General features: G+C 70.3%; 16 protein-coding genes. 2 read left to right on the top strand and 14 right to left on the bottom strand.

Annotation, left to right across the window (positions count from 1 at the left end; genetic code table 11):
* Together C1I95_RS19275 and C1I95_RS19270 are read left to right on the top strand one after the other, a co-directional pair.
* A partial coding sequence (locus C1I95_RS19275; protein ID WP_111215215.1) for an AfsR/SARP family transcriptional regulator occupies positions 1–2,240 on the top strand: 2,240 nt, incomplete at its 5' end.
* Complete coding sequence (locus tag C1I95_RS19270; protein ID WP_111215214.1) at positions 2,237–3,601, top strand: hypothetical protein; 1,365 nt, start codon at positions 2,237–2,239, stop codon at positions 3,599–3,601. The genes C1I95_RS19275 and C1I95_RS19270, both read left to right, overlap by 4 nt.
* A 252-nt stretch (positions 3,602–3,853) precedes the next feature.
* Here the strand turns inward: C1I95_RS19270 and C1I95_RS19265 are convergent, their stop codons facing one another.
* The 14 genes from C1I95_RS19265 to C1I95_RS34825 all read right to left on the bottom strand — a co-directional run bounded on the left by C1I95_RS19265 (position 3,854) and on the right by C1I95_RS34825 (position 20,144).
* The gene (locus C1I95_RS19265) at positions 3,854–4,276 is read right to left on the bottom strand and encodes a hypothetical protein (protein ID WP_233513752.1); all 423 of its coding nucleotides are present in this window, start codon (positions 4,274–4,276) and stop codon (positions 3,854–3,856) included.
* Between the two features lie 95 nt (positions 4,277–4,371).
* Positions 4,372–4,914, bottom strand: coding sequence for an HAD domain-containing protein (locus C1I95_RS19260; RefSeq protein WP_111215213.1), 543 nt, complete (start codon positions 4,912–4,914; stop codon positions 4,372–4,374).
* The gene (locus C1I95_RS19255; protein WP_111215212.1) at positions 4,911–5,522 is read right to left on the bottom strand and encodes a hypothetical protein; all 612 of its coding nucleotides are present in this window, start codon (positions 5,520–5,522) and stop codon (positions 4,911–4,913) included. The genes C1I95_RS19260 and C1I95_RS19255 overlap by 4 nt, the downstream gene beginning before the upstream one ends.
* A gap of 403 nt (positions 5,523–5,925) precedes the next feature.
* A complete protein-coding gene (locus C1I95_RS36425; protein WP_233513751.1) occupies positions 5,926–7,875 on the bottom strand; it encodes a DUF4314 domain-containing protein in 1,950 nt (649 codons plus the stop codon).
* A gap of 71 nt (positions 7,876–7,946) precedes the next feature.
* Positions 7,947–8,618, bottom strand: coding sequence for a hypothetical protein (locus C1I95_RS19245; protein ID WP_111215211.1), 672 nt, complete (start codon positions 8,616–8,618; stop codon positions 7,947–7,949).
* A 764-nt stretch (positions 8,619–9,382) separates the two neighbouring features.
* Entirely contained in the window at positions 9,383–11,743 is a 2,361-nt protein-coding gene (locus C1I95_RS19240; protein ID WP_158566428.1) for a DEAD/DEAH box helicase, read from the bottom strand.
* Between the two features lie 654 nt (positions 11,744–12,397).
* Entirely contained in the window at positions 12,398–14,035 is a 1,638-nt protein-coding gene (locus tag C1I95_RS19235) for a VWA domain-containing protein (RefSeq protein WP_111215209.1), read from the bottom strand.
* A 31-nt stretch (positions 14,036–14,066) separates the two neighbouring features.
* Entirely contained in the window at positions 14,067–15,221 is a 1,155-nt protein-coding gene (locus tag C1I95_RS19230) for an AAA family ATPase (protein WP_111215208.1), read from the bottom strand.
* 271 nt (positions 15,222–15,492) lie between these two features.
* Positions 15,493–16,032, bottom strand: coding sequence for a hypothetical protein (locus tag C1I95_RS19225; RefSeq protein WP_233513750.1), 540 nt, complete (start codon positions 16,030–16,032; stop codon positions 15,493–15,495).
* A 193-nt stretch (positions 16,033–16,225) separates the two neighbouring features.
* A complete protein-coding gene (locus C1I95_RS19220) occupies positions 16,226–16,702 on the bottom strand; it encodes a hypothetical protein (protein WP_111215207.1) in 477 nt (158 codons plus the stop codon).
* A gap of 66 nt (positions 16,703–16,768) precedes the next feature.
* Positions 16,769–17,197, bottom strand: coding sequence for a DUF3085 domain-containing protein (locus tag C1I95_RS19215; protein ID WP_158566427.1), 429 nt, complete (start codon positions 17,195–17,197; stop codon positions 16,769–16,771).
* 191 nt (positions 17,198–17,388) lie between these two features.
* Positions 17,389–18,846, bottom strand: coding sequence for a hypothetical protein (locus C1I95_RS19210; protein WP_146605764.1), 1,458 nt, complete (start codon positions 18,844–18,846; stop codon positions 17,389–17,391).
* A gap of 636 nt (positions 18,847–19,482) precedes the next feature.
* Positions 19,483–19,905, bottom strand: a complete 423-nt coding sequence (locus tag C1I95_RS19200) for a hypothetical protein (RefSeq protein WP_111215203.1) — start codon at positions 19,903–19,905, stop codon at positions 19,483–19,485.
* On the bottom strand, positions 19,902–20,144 hold the full coding sequence (locus tag C1I95_RS34825) for a hypothetical protein (RefSeq protein WP_146605763.1): 243 nt from the start codon (positions 20,142–20,144) through the stop codon (positions 19,902–19,904). The genes C1I95_RS19200 and C1I95_RS34825 overlap by 4 nt, the downstream gene beginning before the upstream one ends.
* Positions 20,145–20,391: the final 247 nt, after the last annotated feature.

Raw genomic sequence — 20,391 nt, 5'->3', positions numbered from 1 at the left:
CCCCGGGCCTGCCGAGCCCCGTCGACCGGTCACCATCCGCGGAGGCCACCGCCAGCCCGTCGGCCAGCCCCACCCCGACGGCGCCGGACATGATGGACGACGACGGCGTGGTGGAGCCCGCAGCACCTGCGACCGTCTCCACCGCCCCCGCGGGACCCACCCCCGAGCACACGGCGATCGCCGACCCGGAATCGCCGACCGCAGACGCATCGCCCACGCCTCAACCGGAGCCTTCACCCGGTGTCTCCCTCGGCGCCGGCAGCTGGCTCGACCTCGGGCTCATAGCCGCCCTCCTCATCGCTGTCGCGCTCGTCTGGGCGCACCGTCGTCGCCGCTACACGCCCAGGAAACCCACGCCGCGCCTGCGGCTGGACGACCCGACCGTGCAGCCGATGCCGCCGGTGATCACCCGAATCCGTCGCGCCCTACGCCAGCCTGCCCCGACACCGGTACAGGACACCGACACCCCGAACGACGCGGCCGACGCCGATCCCGCAACCCACCAACCGGTCCCCGACGACGAGGCAGCCACCCGCACGACGACCGTGTCACCACCAGTTACGCCGGCCCTGGTCAACCCCGTCATCGAGGTATGGCCACCCGCCGGACTCGGGCTGACCGGACCAGGCGCCGAAGCGGCAGCACGCGGCCTGCTGATATCCACCCTCGCCGCAGGTGGACTCGACGAGCCCAACGGCCGCGGCTACGTCATCATCCCCTCCGGCACCCTGGCCACGCTGCTGGGCGCCGCCGCAGTCAATGTTCCCGACACTCCACGACTGACCGTTACCGGCGGACTCACCGATGCCTTGACGCTTCTGGAAGAACAGACCCTGTACCGCACCCGGATGTGCTTCGACCACGAGGTCGACACCGTCAGCGGCCTCCGCGACGCCGACCCCATGGCCGAGCCACTGCCGCCCATGGTGCTCATCGCCGACACCACCACCGCCCACGCCCGCGCCCGCATCGCCGCGCTACTCACCCAGGGTCAACGACTCGACATCCACGGCATCCTGCTCGGCGCGTGGCCCGACGGAGACACCGTCGTCGTCACCCAGGACGGGTCGACCCGCCCCGCCGACAGCGACACCAACCGGCACGGCCAACACCCCGCGGACATCGGCCGGCTCACCGTCATCGACCCCGCCGAAACCGCCGATCTGCTGCGGATCCTGGCCGAGTCCCACACCGGCGACCCCCAACCACCGGCACCCGCGGAACCCGCACCACCACCCGCCGCCGACGTCCGTCCCGACACCCCACCAACCGATGACGACGAACCACCACACAACGAGAAAAAGGCCACACCTTCAATCGATCTACCCGAGTCACACCGCGACGCGGCCACCGACACGGTCGCACCCCACACCGAACAGCCCACCGGACACACCACAGGGGGCGAACAACCCGCACCGGACCTGCCCCACGACGACGACGGGAGCGAGTCCCCACCACCAGACGACGGCGCCGGAGCCGAGCTGGGACACGTCAGCCTCCGGGTGCTCGGAGACGCCCGCGTCGTCGACCTCGACACGACCCAGCCGCTACGCGGCAAATCACTGGAACTGCTGGTCTACCTGGCAGCTCGGGGCGGCACCGCGAGCCAGGAGGCGATCCTGGAGGACCTACTCCCGGAATCACCGGCCAGCAAGGCACCCCACCGCCTGCACACCTACGTGTACAACCTGCGCCGCGTCCTCAAACGCACCGGCGGAGCAGGCACCTACCTGTCACACCCCGGCCAGCGCTACATCCTGCACCGCGACACCGTCGAGGTCGACCTGTGGCAGATGAGCGACGCACTCGACACGGCGAACCGCGCCACCACCCCCGCCGACCGCATCACCGCCCTACAACGCGCCGTCGACACCTACCAAGGCCCCCTGGCCGCCGGCAAGGACTACGAGTGGCTCGACCCCTACCGGGAAGCCGTCCAGCGGCAGTACGTGGACGCCGCACTCGCCCTCGCCGACGCCCTCGCCGACCAGCCCGCCGACGCGCTCGCCGTCCTCACCACCGCGATCAGCCACAGCCCCTACACCGAGCCGCTGTACCGCGCGGCGATGCACGCCCACGCCATCCGCGGCGACACCCCCGCCATCCGCGACCTACACCGACAGCTGGCCCGCTCCCTCGACGAGATCGACACCGAAGTCAGTGACGACACCACCAGCCTGGCCCGCGCCCTCGTCCACCGGCTCGACCGCAGCCACCGCGTCGGCAGGGACCCGTCATGACCACCCACCCGGGCCTCGGTCGACAGACCGAACCCATCTGGCACCGCCTCGCCCCACCCGACACGGCGGCCCCTGCGACGCCCGCCGCCACACCGGCCGCGCCGAGGGCCCACGAACCACTCGACACGCAGCTGGCCCGCGCGGTCCGGCAAGCCGCCCAGATGCGGACACTCTTCTACGCCACCGTGCTGCTGGTAGCCCTGACCGGCCAAGTCATCGGCGCCACGAACAAACTCGACGTCCACCTGCTCATCGCGATCCCCGCAGTCGCGACCCTGGAACTCGGCGGCGTCGTCGTGATGGCCAACGCCGACGTACGACGCCGCCTCGGCGAGCGCGCCATCGGCGCCCGCACCCTGTCCGCCGCGGTCGCCACCGCAGCGGTCGCCTTCAACTGGCTGTCCCACGACGACATATACGCCAGCGGGTTCTTCAGCGGCATGTCCGCCCTCGGCTACCTCGTGTGGCTGGTCCACGTCGAAAACCTGAGACGAGACCGCCTCCGGGCCACCGGCGCGCTCCCCCCGACCGCACCCGCCTACGAGCTGATGAACCACTGGATTCGCCACCCCCGGATAACCCGACGCGCGCAATCCCTAGCCAAATCCGACCCCAGGCTCGGCCTCTACGACTCATTCGACACGGCACGCGCCGAACTGCGCCGTCAACGCCGCGACGCCGCGATCGCCAAAGTCCTACGCCGCAAGATCAGAGCAGCAGTCGACCCGGCAACCGCCACCATCGCCGAGCACGTGTACGACCTCAACGAAATCGCCGCACGCCTCAGCGCCACCGCCGACTACGACGGCCTCGCCCAGCTCATCGCCATCGACCTCACCCCGGCACGCATCGCCCGCGAGTCCAGAAACGGAGCCCCATCGTTCTCGGCGCCCGCAGAGACGCCGCCAGCCGCGACGAAGGAGAGAGGGACCTCCGGCTCAGCCGTCAGCCCCCCTCAGCAGAACCGTACGGCCCCGATCCTCGACAGCCGCGACCGCGCGACCGCCGCCGGGCCGCCCGGCGACGGCAACGACCACGATCTGCCACATCCGCCACCCGCCCAGCCGAACACGCCGCCGGAGGGTCCGTCGGCGGCTGATCCGACACCACCGGACGGCCCCGAACCCGCGCCCAACCCCCTCGACGCCACCCAGCCGGCTGGCGCCGCCGAAGAGACAGACCCGCCGAACGGAGGCAAGGTTCCCGACAAGACAGCCGCCGCTGTCGCCTACTGGCTGACCCGCAACCCGGAGATGGGCCTGGACGAGCTCGCCCAGAAGATCGGCAAAGCACCGCGAACGGTTCGCCGCTACGCATCCCGCGCCCGACGCAAGGCAAGTGACGGACGACGCCGCACGTAACGCGTCACGGGGCATCAGCCAAGAGAACCGGCGCGTCGCCGCGTGCGGCGTAGCGGCTTCCGTCGCAGGACTTCCTGCAGATGAGGGATCGCCGGCCGTGCCCGACGGTGTAGGCCCCGTGCGGCAACTGGGCTGCGGCCAGCGGCGTATCAGAAGTGCCGGCGACCAGTCGAACAGCGCAAAGGCAGCGAACCGCTCTCGGCCGGCGGCCACGGGGCTGAGACTTCTCAGCCCACTCCGCTGCCCTCCGATCTACGGCGCCGAGCCGGGCTCGGCTCCACCGGCACCGCTGCCACCCGTCGGCAGGGTGCCGTCGATCCGATCGGCGTCCTGCCCGGGTGGCTCGACTTCGACGAAGCCCCACAGTCGTTCCATGACCTGTAGTTGCCAGGTGCGGTAGCGGTCGAAGAAGCCGCGGCAGACCGCGGTCGGGACCGGACTACCGGCGTACGGCAGGGTCGAGTGGCAGATGATGTAGCCCGCGTCGCCGCGCGCTGTGGTCACCATCTGCTTCAGCCGGCCGGGTTCGAGGTGCATCGGGTTGCCGGGTTTGAAGATGCAGGTGGCGCACTCGTAGGCGAGCAGGCGGGTTTTGCCCAACTCGGGGTCGCCGACATTGAGCCGGGGTGGCCGGTCGGCGTCCGGTTCGTCTGCGGGGTGGGACATGCTGTCCATCGTCAACTCCTTGTCGTTACGGCGCGGGGCCCGCATCCATGGATGCGGGCCCCGCGTGGATTGGTGGACGGGCTTTGGCGCCGGTGCGGCCTGCCTCAGAGCTGACCCAGCCAGGTCAGCACCGTGTCGACGTCGGCGCGCCGCAGCCCGTGGTACGGGTCGACCGGGCGGAGCAGGGTGGGTGCGCCGTCGGCGGTGCGTTGGTCGGCGGTGAAGGGATCCTTCCCGCCGAACTCGTCGTCGAGGACGGCGAGTGGCCGCCGTGCGGCCCAGGCATACAGGGCGGCGAGTTTGCTCTGGTGACCGAAGCGGATACCGCCCGCGTGGACGGGGACGTGCGGCCAGGTCGACGGCAGACCCAGCCGTGGTGCGATCCATTCGGCGGCGAGGTGGTTCCAGCTGGTGCACCACACCGGCTGGGCGTGGTCGGCCAGTTCCCGCAGCCATGGCCCGTGGTCGGGGTTCAGCCAGACGGTGCTGCTGACGTGCCGTCCGTCGGGTCCGGGCCCGTCGTAGCGGTGCGGCTGGTAGCCGAGCGCCGCGGCGCGGGCCGGGTCGTCGGGGTTGAGGACGCCGTCGACGTCGACGGCCACGATCGGCGCAAGCGCTGGGCGTACCAGCAGTGGGGTGCTGGTCATGGCTGGGCCTCCTGGAGAGTGACCGGGTGCAGCGGCACGATGAGTCGGTCGGTGGCGCGGCCAGGTCCGTCGTCGGGCTGCCAGGCGTCGGCGGCGGCGTGGGTGGGGAACGGGCCGACGGCGGCGAGCCGGCCGACGGTGCGGTCGAGCAGCACGAGGACGGTGGTGCGGGCGTCGTCGAGGGCCGGCCGCAGAATCGCGGCGCGGTCGGGCGGCAGGTCGACCCAGCAGGCGGCGGGCAGGGCCGTGGCGGCGGGGTCGTGCAGCGGCACGGCCCTGGTCATGGCCAGTGTGGTGCCGTCGAGCGCGAGTGTCGCCGCGTGAGAGCGGGCCGCCGTGGCGCCGCTGGTGGGGCCATGCGCGCCGAGTTCGCCACCGGTGTGCACGGCGAGCAGCGCGTGTGGGTCGCGGATCTCCAGGGAGTCGAGGACGGCGAGGGTGATCATGTCCCCGTTCCGCAGGTCGCTCAGGGTGAGCAGAACCGGTCGCCCGTCCCGGTCTCGGGTCCACGTGCTGACGTCGAAGTGTTCGCTGGCCACGTCGCCAAGGCGTCGCCAGGCGCGGTTGTCGGTGTCGAAAGGGTGGTCGCTGTCGGTGCCATAACGCATGGGCGTGAACTCCTTGTGACGGGCGTCGTCCTCTCGCGTCCCGACCCGGCCTACCCGGGCCAGTCGGGACGCAATGCATCCACGCTTCGATGGGCGGGGTGGTCAAGTCGCGGGCCGCCGGTGGGGCCGTCCCGCTGCCACCCCCGCGATGCGCGGGCGGGTGGCCGGCGGCGGCCCCCTGGTCCTGGGGCTTAGGTACGTCCGTGGGCCGCCGCGCCGCGGCGCGGGGGTGGCATTGGTGAGCTGCCGGACGGGTCCGGCTCGGCGTCGGGGTTGAGTACGCCGTCGACATCGACGGCGACGACCGGTGACGCAGGGTGTACGTGCGTGTCGTGGATTGCCTTCACCGACACGAGTAGCCGGCCGGCCGATTTCGGAGATTGCGCGATGCCGCCGTAAGGGGTCAGTGGGTGAGCGGTTGGTCGGGGTCGTGCGGCGCGGGCTGGTCGGTGGTGGGGGCGCCGCCGGCCGCGATGCGGCCTAGTTCGAGGCCTTCGGCGGCGCTCAGCGTCGGCAGGTCGTCGACGGGCAGCCCTCTCTCCCGGCCCCGTTCACGGAGCGCGGCGCGCAGTAGCGTGCGGATCTGGTCGTCGCTCATCTGCCGGTCAAGCGGGATCCCGTTGTCGGTCGCCTCCTCGATCAGCTCGTCGCGGTCGACGCGCTCATACAGCGACTCGGCGATGACGAAGGCGAGAAGCTGCCCCAGGTCGGGCTGGCGGCTGGACGGATCGGTGGCGGTGTGCAAGCCGGTGATGCTGGCCAGGTGCTGCCACGCCGTGCCGGTCCACCACTGCCACAGCTGGCCCTGCGGGTGCGGGTCCTCCCGCCGCAGCCACTTACCGAGCTGCCTGCGCGCCGAGTGGCCGCGCGGGGCAGGCCACACCGGGCGCAGCCGCAGAATCGTGCCGTCGGCGTCCAGCAGCCGGGTCAGCACGGCGCCGTCGGCGGCGGCCTGACGTGCTGCCTGCCCGACCTGAAACTCGGTGATCAGGGCGTCAAGGACCTGCGTCTCGGACGTCGGCTGGCCGTGCTGCCGGCAGCCGCTGAGATAGGCGGCCCAGTCGTTGCGGCCGAACGCGGCGCTCAGCCGCGACAGGCAGGAGCCATCCGCGCCGCTGAGGGCCTCGGCGACCGACGCCTCGTCCAGCGCCAGGGTGATCAGCGATGTCGGCGGGGTGCCAGGGACGGCCTGCACGTCGGTGACGCGCAGCCGGTCATGCGGAACCCGCATCCCGGTGTGAGGCAGTTCGACGAACCGCTGCTGGGTGCCCGGAGCGGGCAGGTCGCCGACGATCCGGTCGCAGGCGTACGGGTCGACGGCCTCCCAGCGCCAGCTGCGGCCCATCACCACGTACCGGCCGTCGCCGTCCGGGGCGAGGCGTTCGATGGCTTGCGGGTCGTCGGACAGTGCCCGCTGGTCGGCGACGATGACGTCGCCGTCGAAGGACAGGTCGGCCAGTTCGGCGTCGACCCGCCGGTCCAGGTCGTCGGCCGGCACGCCCAGCTCCCGGAGGCTGTTGCGGTACTCGTCGCGGTGCCGCTGCTGGTCGGCGACGATCGCCTCCGCCACCGGGCGGGTGCAGGAGAACACCGCCCACCCGTCCCAGTGGTCGATCAGGGTGCCAACGAACCCCACCTCGATACGGTCGTTGCCGTCCGGGCCGACGGTCAGCGCCCACTCGCCGGAGAACACACCGGCACCGCCGATGCGGACCCGGTCGGGGTGCAGGTGGGACACGTCGCGGCCGGTGGGGCTGGCCGCGAGGTGACACAGTTCGGCCACACGGTCGGTGGCGGCGGTGTCGAAGGCGTCGCGGTAGACGGTCATCGCCTCCTCGCGCTGCTGGATGCGCAGCCCGAACCAGCCGGAGACGTCGCCGGTGGCGTCGGCGAACAGCTCCCACGCGGCGGTGTAGAACGGCCCTCCCGCCGAGAAGACCTGGGGCAGGGTGTCGAGGACGGCGGGATCGCCGTCATCGATTCCGGCCAGGATCCGGCGCGCGGCCAGGCGCGTGTCGCCGCTGACCCGGCCGCCGATGGTGTCCTGAGCCCACCACTCGGCGGCGGCGCGGCCGGCCTCGGTGCCGGCGGCGCTCATCCGCTCCAGCGCGGCGGCCCATCCGGCAGCGTCGCCAGCCAGTCCGCCCCTGGGCGGCGGGGTGGGGATGGCCGGTTCGATGCGGTCGCCGTCGTCGAGGCACATCGACAGCGTCGAGCCGCTGTCCCAGGTGACCTCCACGATGTTGCGCCGCTGGTCGTGGCGGCGGACGGTGCCGGTGTCGCCGGGCCGCAACCGGGTGTACGGGTCGCTGGTGTGGACCAGGGCGACGCGCTGGCCAGGCTGGTAGATCATGATGCTCTCCGATCGGTGAGGGGATAGGCCGTCGCCGCCGGTGGGCCGCGATGGCATCGGGGCGGGCGTGCTCATCGGGCCTCGCCCGTCGCGTCACCCGTCGTGGGGCCGTGCGGCGGCCAGGGCTTGCGGGTGACGTGGTCGCCGACCATCGGGTCGGTGGCGACCGAGGAGCCGCAGCGGGTGCAGCTGGTGGCGGTGTCGTAGCCGTAGCCGGCCATGGACGGCACCTTGACGTGGTCGATCTCGTCGACCGCGCCGCAGACAGTGCACACCGTCATCCCCGGGCCGCCCTCGTCGAGGGCGGGTGCGGTGACGAACAGTTCCTCGACCGGGTCGAGGTGATGCGCGCTGTGCCGCAGCCAGCGGCCGTGGACCGTCGCCTCGTACACCACCAACCGCCGCTGCTCGATGTGCAGCAGATACAGCCACTCGACGAACCCGTCGAGGGCCTCCCGCAGCGAGCCCTGCCGGATCGTGTCGTTTTCGGTGACGGCCGGGTAGCCCAGCCCCGGTACGGGCGGCTGCCGGTCCCATCGCCGAGGCTTGGGGTTAACGGCGAGGAACCACCAGTCGCGGGCCAACAGCGCGGCGGCCATGGCGTCGGTGTCGCGGCCGAAGGACTCGGTCCAGATCCGGCGCAGCAGCGGCACCAGGACCTCCGGATCCTCACCGAACTGGATGTAGCGGGCGGTGTACCTGCCGCGAAACGCGGTGACACCGATCAGCGTGGGTGTGCTCATGTGCCTTTCCTCCTTGGGATCTGTGGGTGGGGGTTGCGGCGGTCGTCCCGGCCGGGACGACCGCCGAGCTGGGGTGACCACGGAGCCACCGCAGGCATCCGCGATTGGTGCAGGTCCTCGATGTTTTGGCGGCCGGAAGGCGGACGGGCAGGCCCGGGGCCGCTGATTCTCGGCATGGCGGCCGTAGTTGTTCTCACGCTGATGGCGGTTGTCTCTGCATGAGTTGGTCGGTCGTCATCGCTGGCCGCGCGGCCGGTGCGAGTGGGCGAGGGCGCTTGGGTCGTTCTTGCCCACCGTGCGGGTTGGGCGGGCCTGCCGTCGTGTGAGTGATCGACGGCCGTGACCGGTTGGCGCCGATGTTTGGCCTGGGCGATCGTCTTGCGGTGTTTAGGGCTGCCATGGCATTCCCAGGTCCGGCAGGGCAAACCTGTGGCGAGATCAGCGGCTAGGAATGCGAGCACCGCGTCGTGGGCCGTGGTCGATCGGCGCGAGGAGGTTTCCGGGGATGAGCGCGCAGAAGCGGGACTCGCGCCGCCACCGCCGGGACCCGATCCGCTGTCCGATCCCACCGCTGCGGCTGCCACGTGTGGGGGCGACCCGTGATTACGGGGATCCACCGGGGCGCCAGTGGCGCGGCGCCCCCGCGTTCGTCCCATCCGAGTCAGGCGCCCGTCGTCATCGCGGGCGCAGGGCGGCGCCTGTTGTGCGGGCAGGCCGAGGTCGGCGGCGTACGTCGGCTGGCCAGGTCGGAACGTCCCACTGGCTTAGCGCTGTCGTGGATTGGCGACTGCCCGCCAGGTGGTGCTGATTGCGTCCAGGGCGACGGCCCACTCGGGTGGCAGCGTGCCGGCGCGTAGCTTGGCGCGTAGCTTGCTCAGCCATCTGCCGAGGTGGTAGCCGTCCCGGGTGTGGGTCGATATCGACACGCAGAGGGTGCCGTGGAGATCGACGTAGGCGCGGGCATGGTGCAGGCCGGTGGTGAACGTGTGCTCGCGGATGTCCCACATCATTCCGAGGGCGTCGAGCTGTGCGATCCGGTCGGGGGTGAGGGTGCCGCGCTTGCGCAGCATGCGTTGGGCGACGATGAACTGGCCAAGCCGGTAGCCGTCATCGCAGGTGTGGTCATGGAGCACGCGCAGGTGGCCGTGCTGTGCGTGGAACGCGACGGCGTGGGTGATGCCGCGGTCCCACATCGCCTGGTAGGGGTCCCACTCGATGCCGAGCCGCTCCAATGCGGCCGTACGGACTGGGTCGAGGCGCCCTGCCTTGCGCTGTTTTCGTTGCTCGCGGATCCAGGTGCCGAGCGGAAAGCCGTCGGTGGTGACGTGGTCCGGCGGGACGCGCAGGTGTCCCAGCCGGGAGCGGTAGGCGGCGGCATGGACGAAGCCTCTCTCCCATCGGCTGGCCCTCGGGTCCCAGAGCATGGCGAGGGTGTCGAGGGCCTGTACCCGCTCGGGCGGCAGGTGTCCGGCCCGTCGGGCCTTGCGCTGGTGGTGAATCCACCGGCCAAGCGGGTAGCCGTCGTCGGTGACGTGGTCGACAGTCAGGTGCAGGTGACCGTGGAAGGCGTGGTAGCAGGCGGCGGCACCGTAGCCTTCCCACCAGGGCGAGGTGGTGGCGGTGACCAGCCGGACGGTGATGTGCCGCAGATACTGGTCGATGTCGTACCCGTCGGGTAGCCGTACCACGATCTTCTCGGGCAACGAAGGTGTGCTGGCGAGGCGTTGGCGTTGGTCGTCCAGAGCGATCGCCAGGTTCTCGTCGTGAGCGCGCATTGCGCGGACGACTTGCCAGAGGGCGTGGTAGCCGTCGGCGTCGGCTTGGGCGTCCACGTGGGTGTCGTCTCCCACGAGTACCGGTATCAGGATCGTGGCGGTGCCCGTTCCGGCGAGGTTGCGTCGTAGTGCGCGTCCAACGGCCTGGACGACCTCGACGGCGGACCCCTTGGGGTGGGTAAACACGACCGAGTCGACGGCAGGCACGTCGACGCCTTCGCCGAGGCAGCGCACGTTGGTCAGGACGGTCCATCCACCGTGGGGTGGGTGGGCGAGGTCGGCGAGGAACGCAGATCGGTCGACGGCGTTGTGCCGCCCATCGACGTGGTGGCACGTCACCTCCGTGCCCGGGCGTGCATTCGGAGGTAGGGCGGCCAGGATGTCGGGGAAAGCCGTGGCGAAGGCGCGGGACGTAGCGATGCGGGGGGCGTAGACAATGGTGCGTCGCAGGTCGAACTCGACGGCGGCACGCGCGCATGCAGCAACGAGCATCGCGTTGCGCAGCGGCCCGTCTTCCTCGGCGCCAAGGCCCCGAGTGCCCGTGAGGCTTCGAACGAGGGGGAGGACCTCGGCGCGGGTGACTCCGACGACGGCGATGCGATAGTCATCGAGCCATCCGTCGGCGATGGCCTGCGCGAAGGTGTAGCGGTACAGAACCGGACCGAACACAGCCGGGTCGGCCATGGACAGGATCGTCTCGTCGTCCATGTCGCCGCCGCGTGGAGTCGCCGTCAGGTAAAGCCTGCGCCGCGCCGGGAATGTCGCGTCGTCGTGCAGGACGGCGACGTGCTTGTGGTGAGCGCCGGCACTGTGGTGCGCCTCGTCGATTACCAGAAGGTCCGCAGGCACGTGCCCGGTGGTAAGTGCAACGGCGAGGACGCCAGCGGACCGGTGGGTGGTCACCACCAGCCGGATTCCGTCGCAGGGCTGGCGGAGCCATTCACCGATGGCGCCGACATCGGTAGTGACGGCTGCCGGAAGATCGGCAGCCCGCACAGCGGCATCGGTGACCCCGTCGTCGCCGCACACCGCGAGCACTGTCGTCGCCACCGACGCGAAGACGGCGAGGGTCTGGCTTACCAGGGTGACCGTGGGACAGGCCACGACCACAAGCCCGCCCGCCGGGCAGAGCTCGACAGCCAGATGCGCGGCGGTCACCGTCTTGCCGGTGCCACAGGCGGCGTGGATCTGCCCCCGACCTCCGCCTCGTAGGGCGGCGACCGCCGCCGGGATCGCGACCCGTTGCCACCCGGCCGGCTCAAGCAGCCCGTGGGCCACCCCTGCCGACGGGCGGGCGGTGACGTCGGCCACCGCGAGAGTGACGCGGGTGGTGTTCGGACTGAACGGCAACCTCAAAGGTCCCCCCATCACGTTCTGGCGCGCGAAGGTGGCCGCCACCTCAGGAGCCCGCGACACAAAGGGTCACGGTCGGGTAGCCCACCGGGGCGGCGGCCGAGGGCAGTCACGCTCGACTTCGCGCATTGATCAAGTCGTTCACCGCCGGGCGGCGGGCCGAGGCGTCTGATTACCGACTGTGACGGGTGCCGTAGTTGGCGAACCGGGCAAGCTAGTCGGCGATAATGCGGTGTGGCCCCCCGGCTGGCGAAGCCCTCTGCAGGGCTGCGGGGCGCGGGCCGTGTTGGACGGCTGTGTGCGCTCGAACGGCGACCTGCCGGTCTCGCTGATGATCTGTTTGATCAGGGGGTCGAGGCGACGGCGCCGGCCGGTGTAGGTGCTGCCGGCTCGCGGGGGGCTAGGTGATGGTGCGCCATCGGGTGTGGAGGTAGTCGGCATCGGCTCGGCCTGGTCGTGGTGAATGCAGATCGGGTCGGGCGGCGGGCGTAGATGTCGTCCACGGACACAAGTCCGCCGACGATCAAGCGGCGTCATCGACCGCCGATGATCACGGGCCATCGAGCGTCGCGTTGCTGCCCGGCCGCAGCCAGGCAGCAACGCGACGGCGCGGGTTGGCTTCCGGCTGCTGGCCGGATGCGCTGATGGTGTCTACGCCTGGGCGAGCGCGTTGACGGCGGCGTCGGCGATCGCGGCGACAGCGGCAACGGGGTCGGTGACGCGCAGGGTCGTGGCGTGGTCGAAGGTGTGACCCGTGACCTTGTCCGCGTCGACGGGCTCGTCCCCGGCGGGCGCGTCGGCGGGATGGATCCAGAGCACAGCGCAGCCCGCTCGGTGCAGGGTGGTGACCAGGCGTTGCCCCGCGGGTATGTCGTTGAGGTAGCCGTCGGAGACCACGGCGACCATTCGCAGGGTGCGGCCGTGTCGCAGGTCGAGAAGTTTGTCGGCGACCTTGACCGCCTCGGGGAACGTGGCGGTGTCCCAGCCCGTTCGCATGTGCAGCACCTCCTGCGGCCGGGTGCGTGGCAGAGCGAGGATCGTGGTGCGGTCTCCGAACGCGATCGTGGTGGTGGTCGCCTGGGCCCGGTGGGCTGCGTGCGCGAAGATCCACGCCGCTGATGACATCGCCTCGGCATAGCCGTTCATCGACCCGGACAGGTCGACCAGGATGGCCAGGTGCAGCTTGGGCTTCTCCGGCGGCAGCTGCGCCCGCTGCTGCCAGGGCGCCGCGGTCGGCATCTGGCCGGCGGCGACCTGCGCTTCGCTGGTGATGGCCTGTCGGGTCCGGAGCCGGCCCGGCGGGATGAGTGAGGGCCGTCGCCCGGGTTCATGGTGCTGGGTGCGGGCCTGCCGTAGTCGGACGGCGAGTTCTCTCGCGGCGCGCTGTTCGGCGTCGGTCGGGTTTCGGCGCTGCCATTCTTGCGGTGGGCTGTGGCGGTGGTCGAGTAGCACGCCGACGTATTCGGCCGGGGTCATGCCGTAGGCGCCAGCGAGGTACTCGGTGAGTGCGGCGGCGAGGCGGCCGGCGAACTGTCCTGCGTCCGGAAAGGGTGTGGTGTTTTGCTGGTCGGGGTCGATCCCCAACACCTCGCACCAGCGACGCGCGAGGATGATCATCGTGTCGCTGTCGGTGTCGTCGCATGCCTGGGCTTCCCGCCATATCTCCCGCAACTGGCGGAGGCGCTTGCGGCCCAGTACACCGATCACCGCAGCACGCACCGCACGCATCTCCTTGCTGGTGACGATCCGTGCGTCGACCCTGGCCAGCAGGAGTCCAGCGAGTTTCCCGGCGTGCCAGGGGTCGTCGACCGGCGCGTCACCGGGGTCGAGCAGGCTGGAAACCACGTGCCGTAGCCAGCGGCGGTCGCCGCGGCGGCGACCTCGCTGGCGGCCTTCGGCTCTGGACTCTTCGAGGATGGCGGCGACGTCGGCGAGGATGGGTGGGGTGCCGGGCGGCGGGCGCCAGCGGCTGTGTGCGGCGTGCGCGGCGCCGTGAACGAGCAGTCCGTACCCGACGGGCACGATCCGCTTGTGCCCAGCCCTGGCCGGATCGGCGATGTCGGGACTGTCGGCGATGTAGTTCGCGTCGATCTCGATGCGGTTGAGGGTGGGGTAGAAGCACTCGGGAGCGTCCCCGGCGGCGTCGGGTGCGACGAGGACGGTTAGGTCGGTGCGGTCGGTCAACACGGGCACATGCTTGGTCCACGCGTCGGACCAGGCCCGCCAGTCGCCGACGCCCGCTAGGTTCTGCGGCCTACCGTGCTGAAGGTGAGCGTTGGGATTTGGCACGGGTACTCCTCGTTTCGGATAGGCAGTGGGCTCAGCGCTTGCCGAGGCTCAGCGCCGTGATGGGGGTTCCTGTATGTCGGGACAGCGCGGCGGCGACGTCTTCGCGGGCGTCGGCGGGGGCGATACCGACGAGGTTGGCTAGGGCGGCCTTCATACCGAGGCCGTCGCGGACCTTGACAAAACCGATCAGCTCGCGCAGTTGCGGCGCCCAGTCGGTCTTGCCGGCGGCAAGGTCGTTGTTGAGGTCGATCGCCGCTTCCACCACTTGCTTCGGCGCGCCGAGTTGGCGGGCGATGTCCCAGTCGGTGGTGACCTCCAGGTGCACGGTGAACCGCGATGCGAGGGCCTCGGTCAGCACCGCGCCGTGTACGCCAGGGTTGTGTCCGGCGACGATGTAGAACCCGTCGCCGGCTTCGACGGCCTCGTTGCCGTTGGCGGCAATGGTGATCACACCCCGGCCGTCCATCGCCGGATAGAGCACCGCCAGGACCCGGGGCGGGATCAGGGTCGCGTCGTCGACCAGCAGCGCCCGGCCCTCGCGCATGGCGGTGACCAGTGGGCCGTGGACGAACTCGTAGCCGCCGCCAGGCACCGGGTTGTAGGAGCCGAGGAAGTCGTCCACCACGGTGTCGCCGGTGCCGGCGACGGTGAGCAGGTCGGGGAACGCGGCCTCGACCATCGCGGTCTTGCCGGTGCCTGGAGGTCCGTAGAGCAGGACTGGTACTTGTTGGGCGCGCAGCCGTCGCAGTTCCTCGATGTCCCAACCTCGGCCGAGCCTGCGAGGGTGGTACAACTGGCCGTTCGGGCGTGCCACCGGGGCGGGACGGCCCGGCCGGGACGTACTGCCCCGGCCACTGCCTCGGGGCGCGGCCGGTAGATGCGCGCCGGCGTCGATCCCGGCCTGGGTGATCTGGTAGCGGTGGTACGGGTCGCGGCGGTGAGTGACATGCCCCGCAGCGGCCATCTTCTTGAGCACCTCGGCCACTCCGCCGCCAGAGCGGGCCTTGATCGCCTTGGTGATCTCGCCAACTTTGAGGATCTTGTCGGGGTGGTCGATCAGGTACTGCGCCACCTGCGGATACAGGTAGCCGGTTCGACCCGATGGTGCACCGGTGGCCGGTGCATCGGTTCCGGCGTCGGGCTGGATGGCGCCGTTCTGATCGGACGACGGCGTTGGTGTGGTCATATTGGCTCACTTCGAGGTCGGGCCCGCGCGCCCGTCTCCGGACGCGCGGGCGGTTTGGTACCGCGCTGCGGAGACGGGTGAGGGCCATGCCTGCCCAGGCCAATGGCCGGAGCAGTCAGGCGACCTAGCCCAGTGGTGCTCAGGTGGTGCCGCCGTATGCGGAGGCGGTGCTGCCGAGTTTGGTGTCCAATGCGGCGAGCAATCCGCCCTCAGGGCGTTGATGGATCGCGTCGACGAGGTGTCCTGGCGCGGGCCGGTCGGCAGGTGCCGGTCAGGAGGTGCCGACGCCGGGGTGTGTGAGTGTGATCAAGCGGCGGAGCAGGGCGATGATCTCGTTCTCGCCGGGATCGGCGACCGTGACGACGATGCCCTGATCGGCCTCCAGCATTCGGGTGAGTACGTAGATGGTGCCGTCGGTGTCGACCGCGTCGATCCATCGAACCTCGGTCGGTCCGTCGGACTCGTGCTCGATGATCGTCGGATACATGAACAGGTACGCGAGCGCCCTGGCCTTGGAAGACCGTCCGGCCTGAAGGTTTCTGGCGGCCCGGTGGGAGGAATGGTGCGCCTCCTTGACGATCTGCCGGAGTGCGACGACCGGCCCATCGGGCTCGTTCTGCCACCGCTCCGGATCGACGGGCAGCGGCTGGACGGTGACGGCGCATGCGGTCGGGTCGGGGTGCCCGGACACCGGAGATTCCCGGAGCCAGGCGAACAGCACCGGCCCCGGCCAGTTGTGCATCGCGGCGACACGGGCGTCGATACCGTGCAGGCAGTCGACGATGGCGTCGCGTTGACGGTGTGACAGCATCAAGGATCCGTTCTGTGAAGGTATGGCTGGACGGATGGCGAGCCCCGTGGGCGCGGTGACGATTCAGGACCGACTCCGCGTGCGGATCAAGTCGTTCGTCCAGCGGGATTCCGTTTGGCAAAGGGTCGGCCCGTCCGGTCTGCGGACAGCGGTGGCGTGGGCACCCACGCGGACGAGAGTTGGCCAGGCCGGGTCAGTCGTCGCGGTGGACGAGGAAGCAGTCGGGCGCGGCGGGGTCGTCGTGGCGGTAGTCCTCAAGGCGCGCGTCGTAGTGGGCGAGCTGGCCGCAGTGCTGACATCGCATGGGCACCGCGTCGTCGAGGTCGGCGCCGTCCGGGCTCTTGACAGTGGTGTGGTCGTGGGCGTCGAAGGCGCAATCGCCGTAGGTGCAGAAGCGGCGGCCGGGGGTGCGCAGTCGTGCGACCACCAGGTTTTGCACGGTGTTAGTGAGGTCAAGGCTGGCCTGGGTGCCGTCGTAGGGGACGCTGGCGTCGATGAGGTACTCGTTGGCGTCGAGGTATCGGTGTAGGTCGACGAACGATCCGATGCCGGGGGGCACGACGCCTTCGCTGATGTCGTCGTCGATCGCGGCGCAGATGACGTCGGCGTAGCGGCTCACCCGCTCGTCGGGGCTTACGGTGAGCGCGTCCGGGGCCGGTGGTGTGGTCACTGTTTTCTCCAGAAACGGCGCGGCCCCACCGCCCGGGTGGGCGGTGGGGCCGGTGCGGTGGCGGTGTCAGGACTGGTGAAGCCTGGTACGACTGGTCCGGACTTCGTAGGTGTCGGGGTACACGGTCAGATGCAGCCACTGGTGGCCGCTGGCGTGCGCGGTCCGCAGTTCGTCGATCAGCCGGTCTTGCGTGGTGAGGTGGAGGTGCTCGGCGAAATCGTCTCCGATTTCCCAGTCGTGGCGATAGCCATCGGTGTCGGGATTCCAGCCGGAGGCGTAGACGGCCAGGTGGCGGTCGGGGCGGTGCGGATTCATAAGGCCCGGGATGCCGCTGGACATCAGGTAGACGCCCTGGTCGTGGACCCAGACGAGGGCGCCGGGACAGGCGGTGCCGTCCTCGCGCTCGGTGAACGTTTTCTTGTGTTCGGCGACGGCGACAGCGTGATCGGCGATCTGCAGCGTCTGGGCCAGGTCGAAGTAGAGGTGCAGTGTCATCGGGGGAGAAGCCTTTCTCGGTGCGGAAGCGATGTCATCAGCGGCGGGATGTCGGTCGCGATACGTGGCAGTTGCGGGCCTCGGAGGGACGGGCCTCCGCTGGGCAGGTTGTGGTGTGGTGTCGCCGGCTGGCTCTCGGCTGATGGCGGCGGATCGTGGTCTCACCCATGCGTCGGCGGAGGGGGGCATCGTCAGTCGGACGACGGACGATTTTCTGGTTCAGGGTGTTGACGCTTGCCCAGCGCCCGCACGGTGGTGCTGAGCCTGATCGGGGCATCCAAGGGCCCCTTGAGAAAGGGTTCGATGTCGATCCTTTTCCGGAGGCTCCTGCCGGGTCCGTGTGCTTGGTTGCGTGGGTGTGCGGTGACCCAGTAGCGGTGGTCGGGCGTAGCCCTGCTCCGTGTGCCGGAAACGGACGGCTCGGCCGGTGTGGTGGTAGGTGCCTTGAGGTGCACCAGTCGAACGTCGGGTGCGGGACGCTGGCGACGCTGATGTGCCCTGATCACGGCCTTGGGTAGTTGCGCGGGGACCGCTTCGGCCATGTGCTGGTTCATCAGTAGCCAGGTGGTGACCAGTGGGCCGACCGGATGCCGGCCGTCTACCGGGGTGTCCGTGGTGATGTGCTCGGTGTGGATGGGTACCAGCCAGCCGAGGTCGTGCCGGAGTACGGGCATCAGATCATCGGCGAGGCCGCCGCCGACGCCGCGATAACAGACCAGGTGCCAGCCGTCGGCTTGTGGTGTCCAGGAGACGGCGGCGAGCAGGCCGTCGCGGCCGACCGGCTGGGGCCAGGCGACGAATCCGCCGGGTGCGGGGGTGATGCGGTCGGTGATGTGTGCGGGGGGCTGCTCGTCGGTGACATCGTTGACCTGGGCGGTGAATTTGTCGTTGATCCAGTACAGGGGCACGTGGTCGAGGTGGTTCGCCAGCGTCTGCCGGGTGTCGGGGTGGTTGAGTGCTTCCGGCAGGTCGGCTGGTCCTCGCAGGAGTCCGGTGAGCCGGTCGCGGATCTTCGGCAGCATCTCGGGCCGGATCGAAGCCGGCGGCCAAGCGGTGGTGGTGAGCAGCGCTCGACCTCTGTGTGATCGCGTGATCGTTTGCAGTACGGCCTGAATGGTCGCGATCTCCAAGTGTGATAGCGACCGGTGCCATCGCAGGCTGGTGACGGTGTGCACGGCGAGTCCGTCGGAGTCGCCCGCCTCGATGAACTGCGTGCAGCGCAGACAGACGTGCCATTGGGTGTTGTAGGTCCGGACCAGGTGCTGGTTGCCGTCGGTGAAGTGGGCCCCGATCTCGTTGGTGCGGTAGTTCCAGACGGGGTAGTCGCCGTGGCACAGGTGGCAGCGGTGACGAAACTCAGTGAGGTCGCTGGCGGGGACCGGGACGGGAGCGTGTCGCTCCCCGCCATCGCTGACAGGGTGTCGGTAGCGGACGCGGCCCCCGCTGCGGTGTTCGGTGAGGTCCCAGGTGCAGATAGCGCAGGCCATGAGAGTGCCGAGGTTCACGCGCTGGCCTTCCCCTTGGTGGGGCCAGCGATGGTGAGCCGGCCGACGCGATGCCCCAGTTGGGTTGGTCGTGCGGTCATGTCCGCCCCGGCTGCGGCACGGAAAGCGACGTCGTGCCGGCGTCGCAGTCCGGTTGTCGCGCACCCGATCCCGGTGGTGCCGGGCGTGCCTGCCTCCACCAGGGTGGTCGGTACGGTCAGCGTGGCGAGCATTCGGATCCTCCGATCTGTAGGAGGGCTCGGGGCACGTCCGCCCTGCGGCGTTCGCGTCCCGGGCCCCTGAAACGACGAAGGCCCGCCGGAGGGCGGGCCGTTCTGATGCAGGTGCCGCCACGACGGCGGCGGAAGGTGGATGTTGGGACGGTCAGGGAGCCGTTGGGCCGGCGGAGCCGTCGAGGCTCCACGTCGCGCCGGCCCCCGCTGGGAAGCGACCGCCGCTACCGGTGGTCCGTCGGGTTGCTTGACGTTCGGATGGGTCGTGTCGGAGGCGGCGGCTCAGCTACTGCGTGGGCTCGCGCCGCGACCTGCTGGGCAGGGCGGGTGGCCTGGCCGGGCCCTGCGGGCCGAGGCGCGTGGCGCTCGGACAGCACGGCGACGGTCTCGACGTGCGAGGAGAACGGACCGTCAACGCCCCGCAGGATCGCCGCCGAGCCGATCACCGCACGCCACGCGACGCCGGTTACCAGCCGTCGAGGACCACGGTGGCGATGTGCCCGAGTGTCCCACGGGTCGAGGACACCCACTCGATGGATTTCCTCGGGGTCGGACCTGGCAGCTGTGTTCACGGACGGTGCGGTGTGTTGGCGATGTGCTGGTACACCGCTTCGGCCATAGGCCGCTGCCCAGACAGGTTGGCGGGCGAATCGACGCGCCGCCAACCGGTCGCATCGCACGCCAGCCAGGTGCGACAGCCACTGGCAACGACCTCCACGACGTCGCCGACCGACAGGGACCGCAGTCGCAGCAGCCGGTAGACGCAACCCAGCAGGAAGTCCGCTTCGCCGTCTGTCCCCGCCCGACGCCGCTGCAGGTAGTCCAGGTCGGCGTTGCATACCCGCCACACCATCGCGGCGACCTCGACCGGGCTGGTTGCCGCGGGCAGTTCCCGCCAGTGCGAGACGACGAGCATCAACTTGTGCCCGTTCTCGTACTTCATGAATGGCACCTGGACGTTGTGGTAGACGCGGATCTGATGGAGGGTCACGCCATCGCCTCCGTCCATGGCGCCGAAAGTCGTTCGGGTCCGATCTCGACCCGAATCCCGGACAGGTACTCGAAGCGGATGGCCGCGATCAATCGCAGCGGCCGGAACAGGAACACGGGCGCGTTCTCGCTGGCATACGGGACGGCCAGCCGTCGGCGGATGTCGACTGGCCGAGCCGCCAGCCGAGGCGGCAGGGGTGTGAAGAGCGTGGCGCTGGCGGGTGTGGGGACAGGGAGCATGGGATTCCTCCTCGGATTGGGGATGGAATCCGGGCACGGACTCTCGGCCGTGCCCGGACGGTGCGCGGATACGCGCGGGCTGGCCGGGACACGGCCGGGTGTGGTGCCGAAGGCAAGGCAGCGCGATGCCTAGTGGGCTGTCCATGAACGTTCACCGGGTCGGTGACACGCCGGGCGGCGTCCACGCGGACCAGGCGGTAGGGGCTCACCCTCGACGGCGGTGATGTTGGCTGCCGAGAGTGGGGTG

The sequence above is a fragment of the Micromonospora craterilacus genome, from assembly GCF_003236315.1.
Classification (GTDB): domain Bacteria; phylum Actinomycetota; class Actinomycetes; order Mycobacteriales; family Micromonosporaceae; genus Micromonospora; species Micromonospora craterilacus.
The sequence above is the reverse complement of the archived record's forward strand: the minus strand, read 5'-3'. Positions and strand labels throughout refer to the sequence as shown.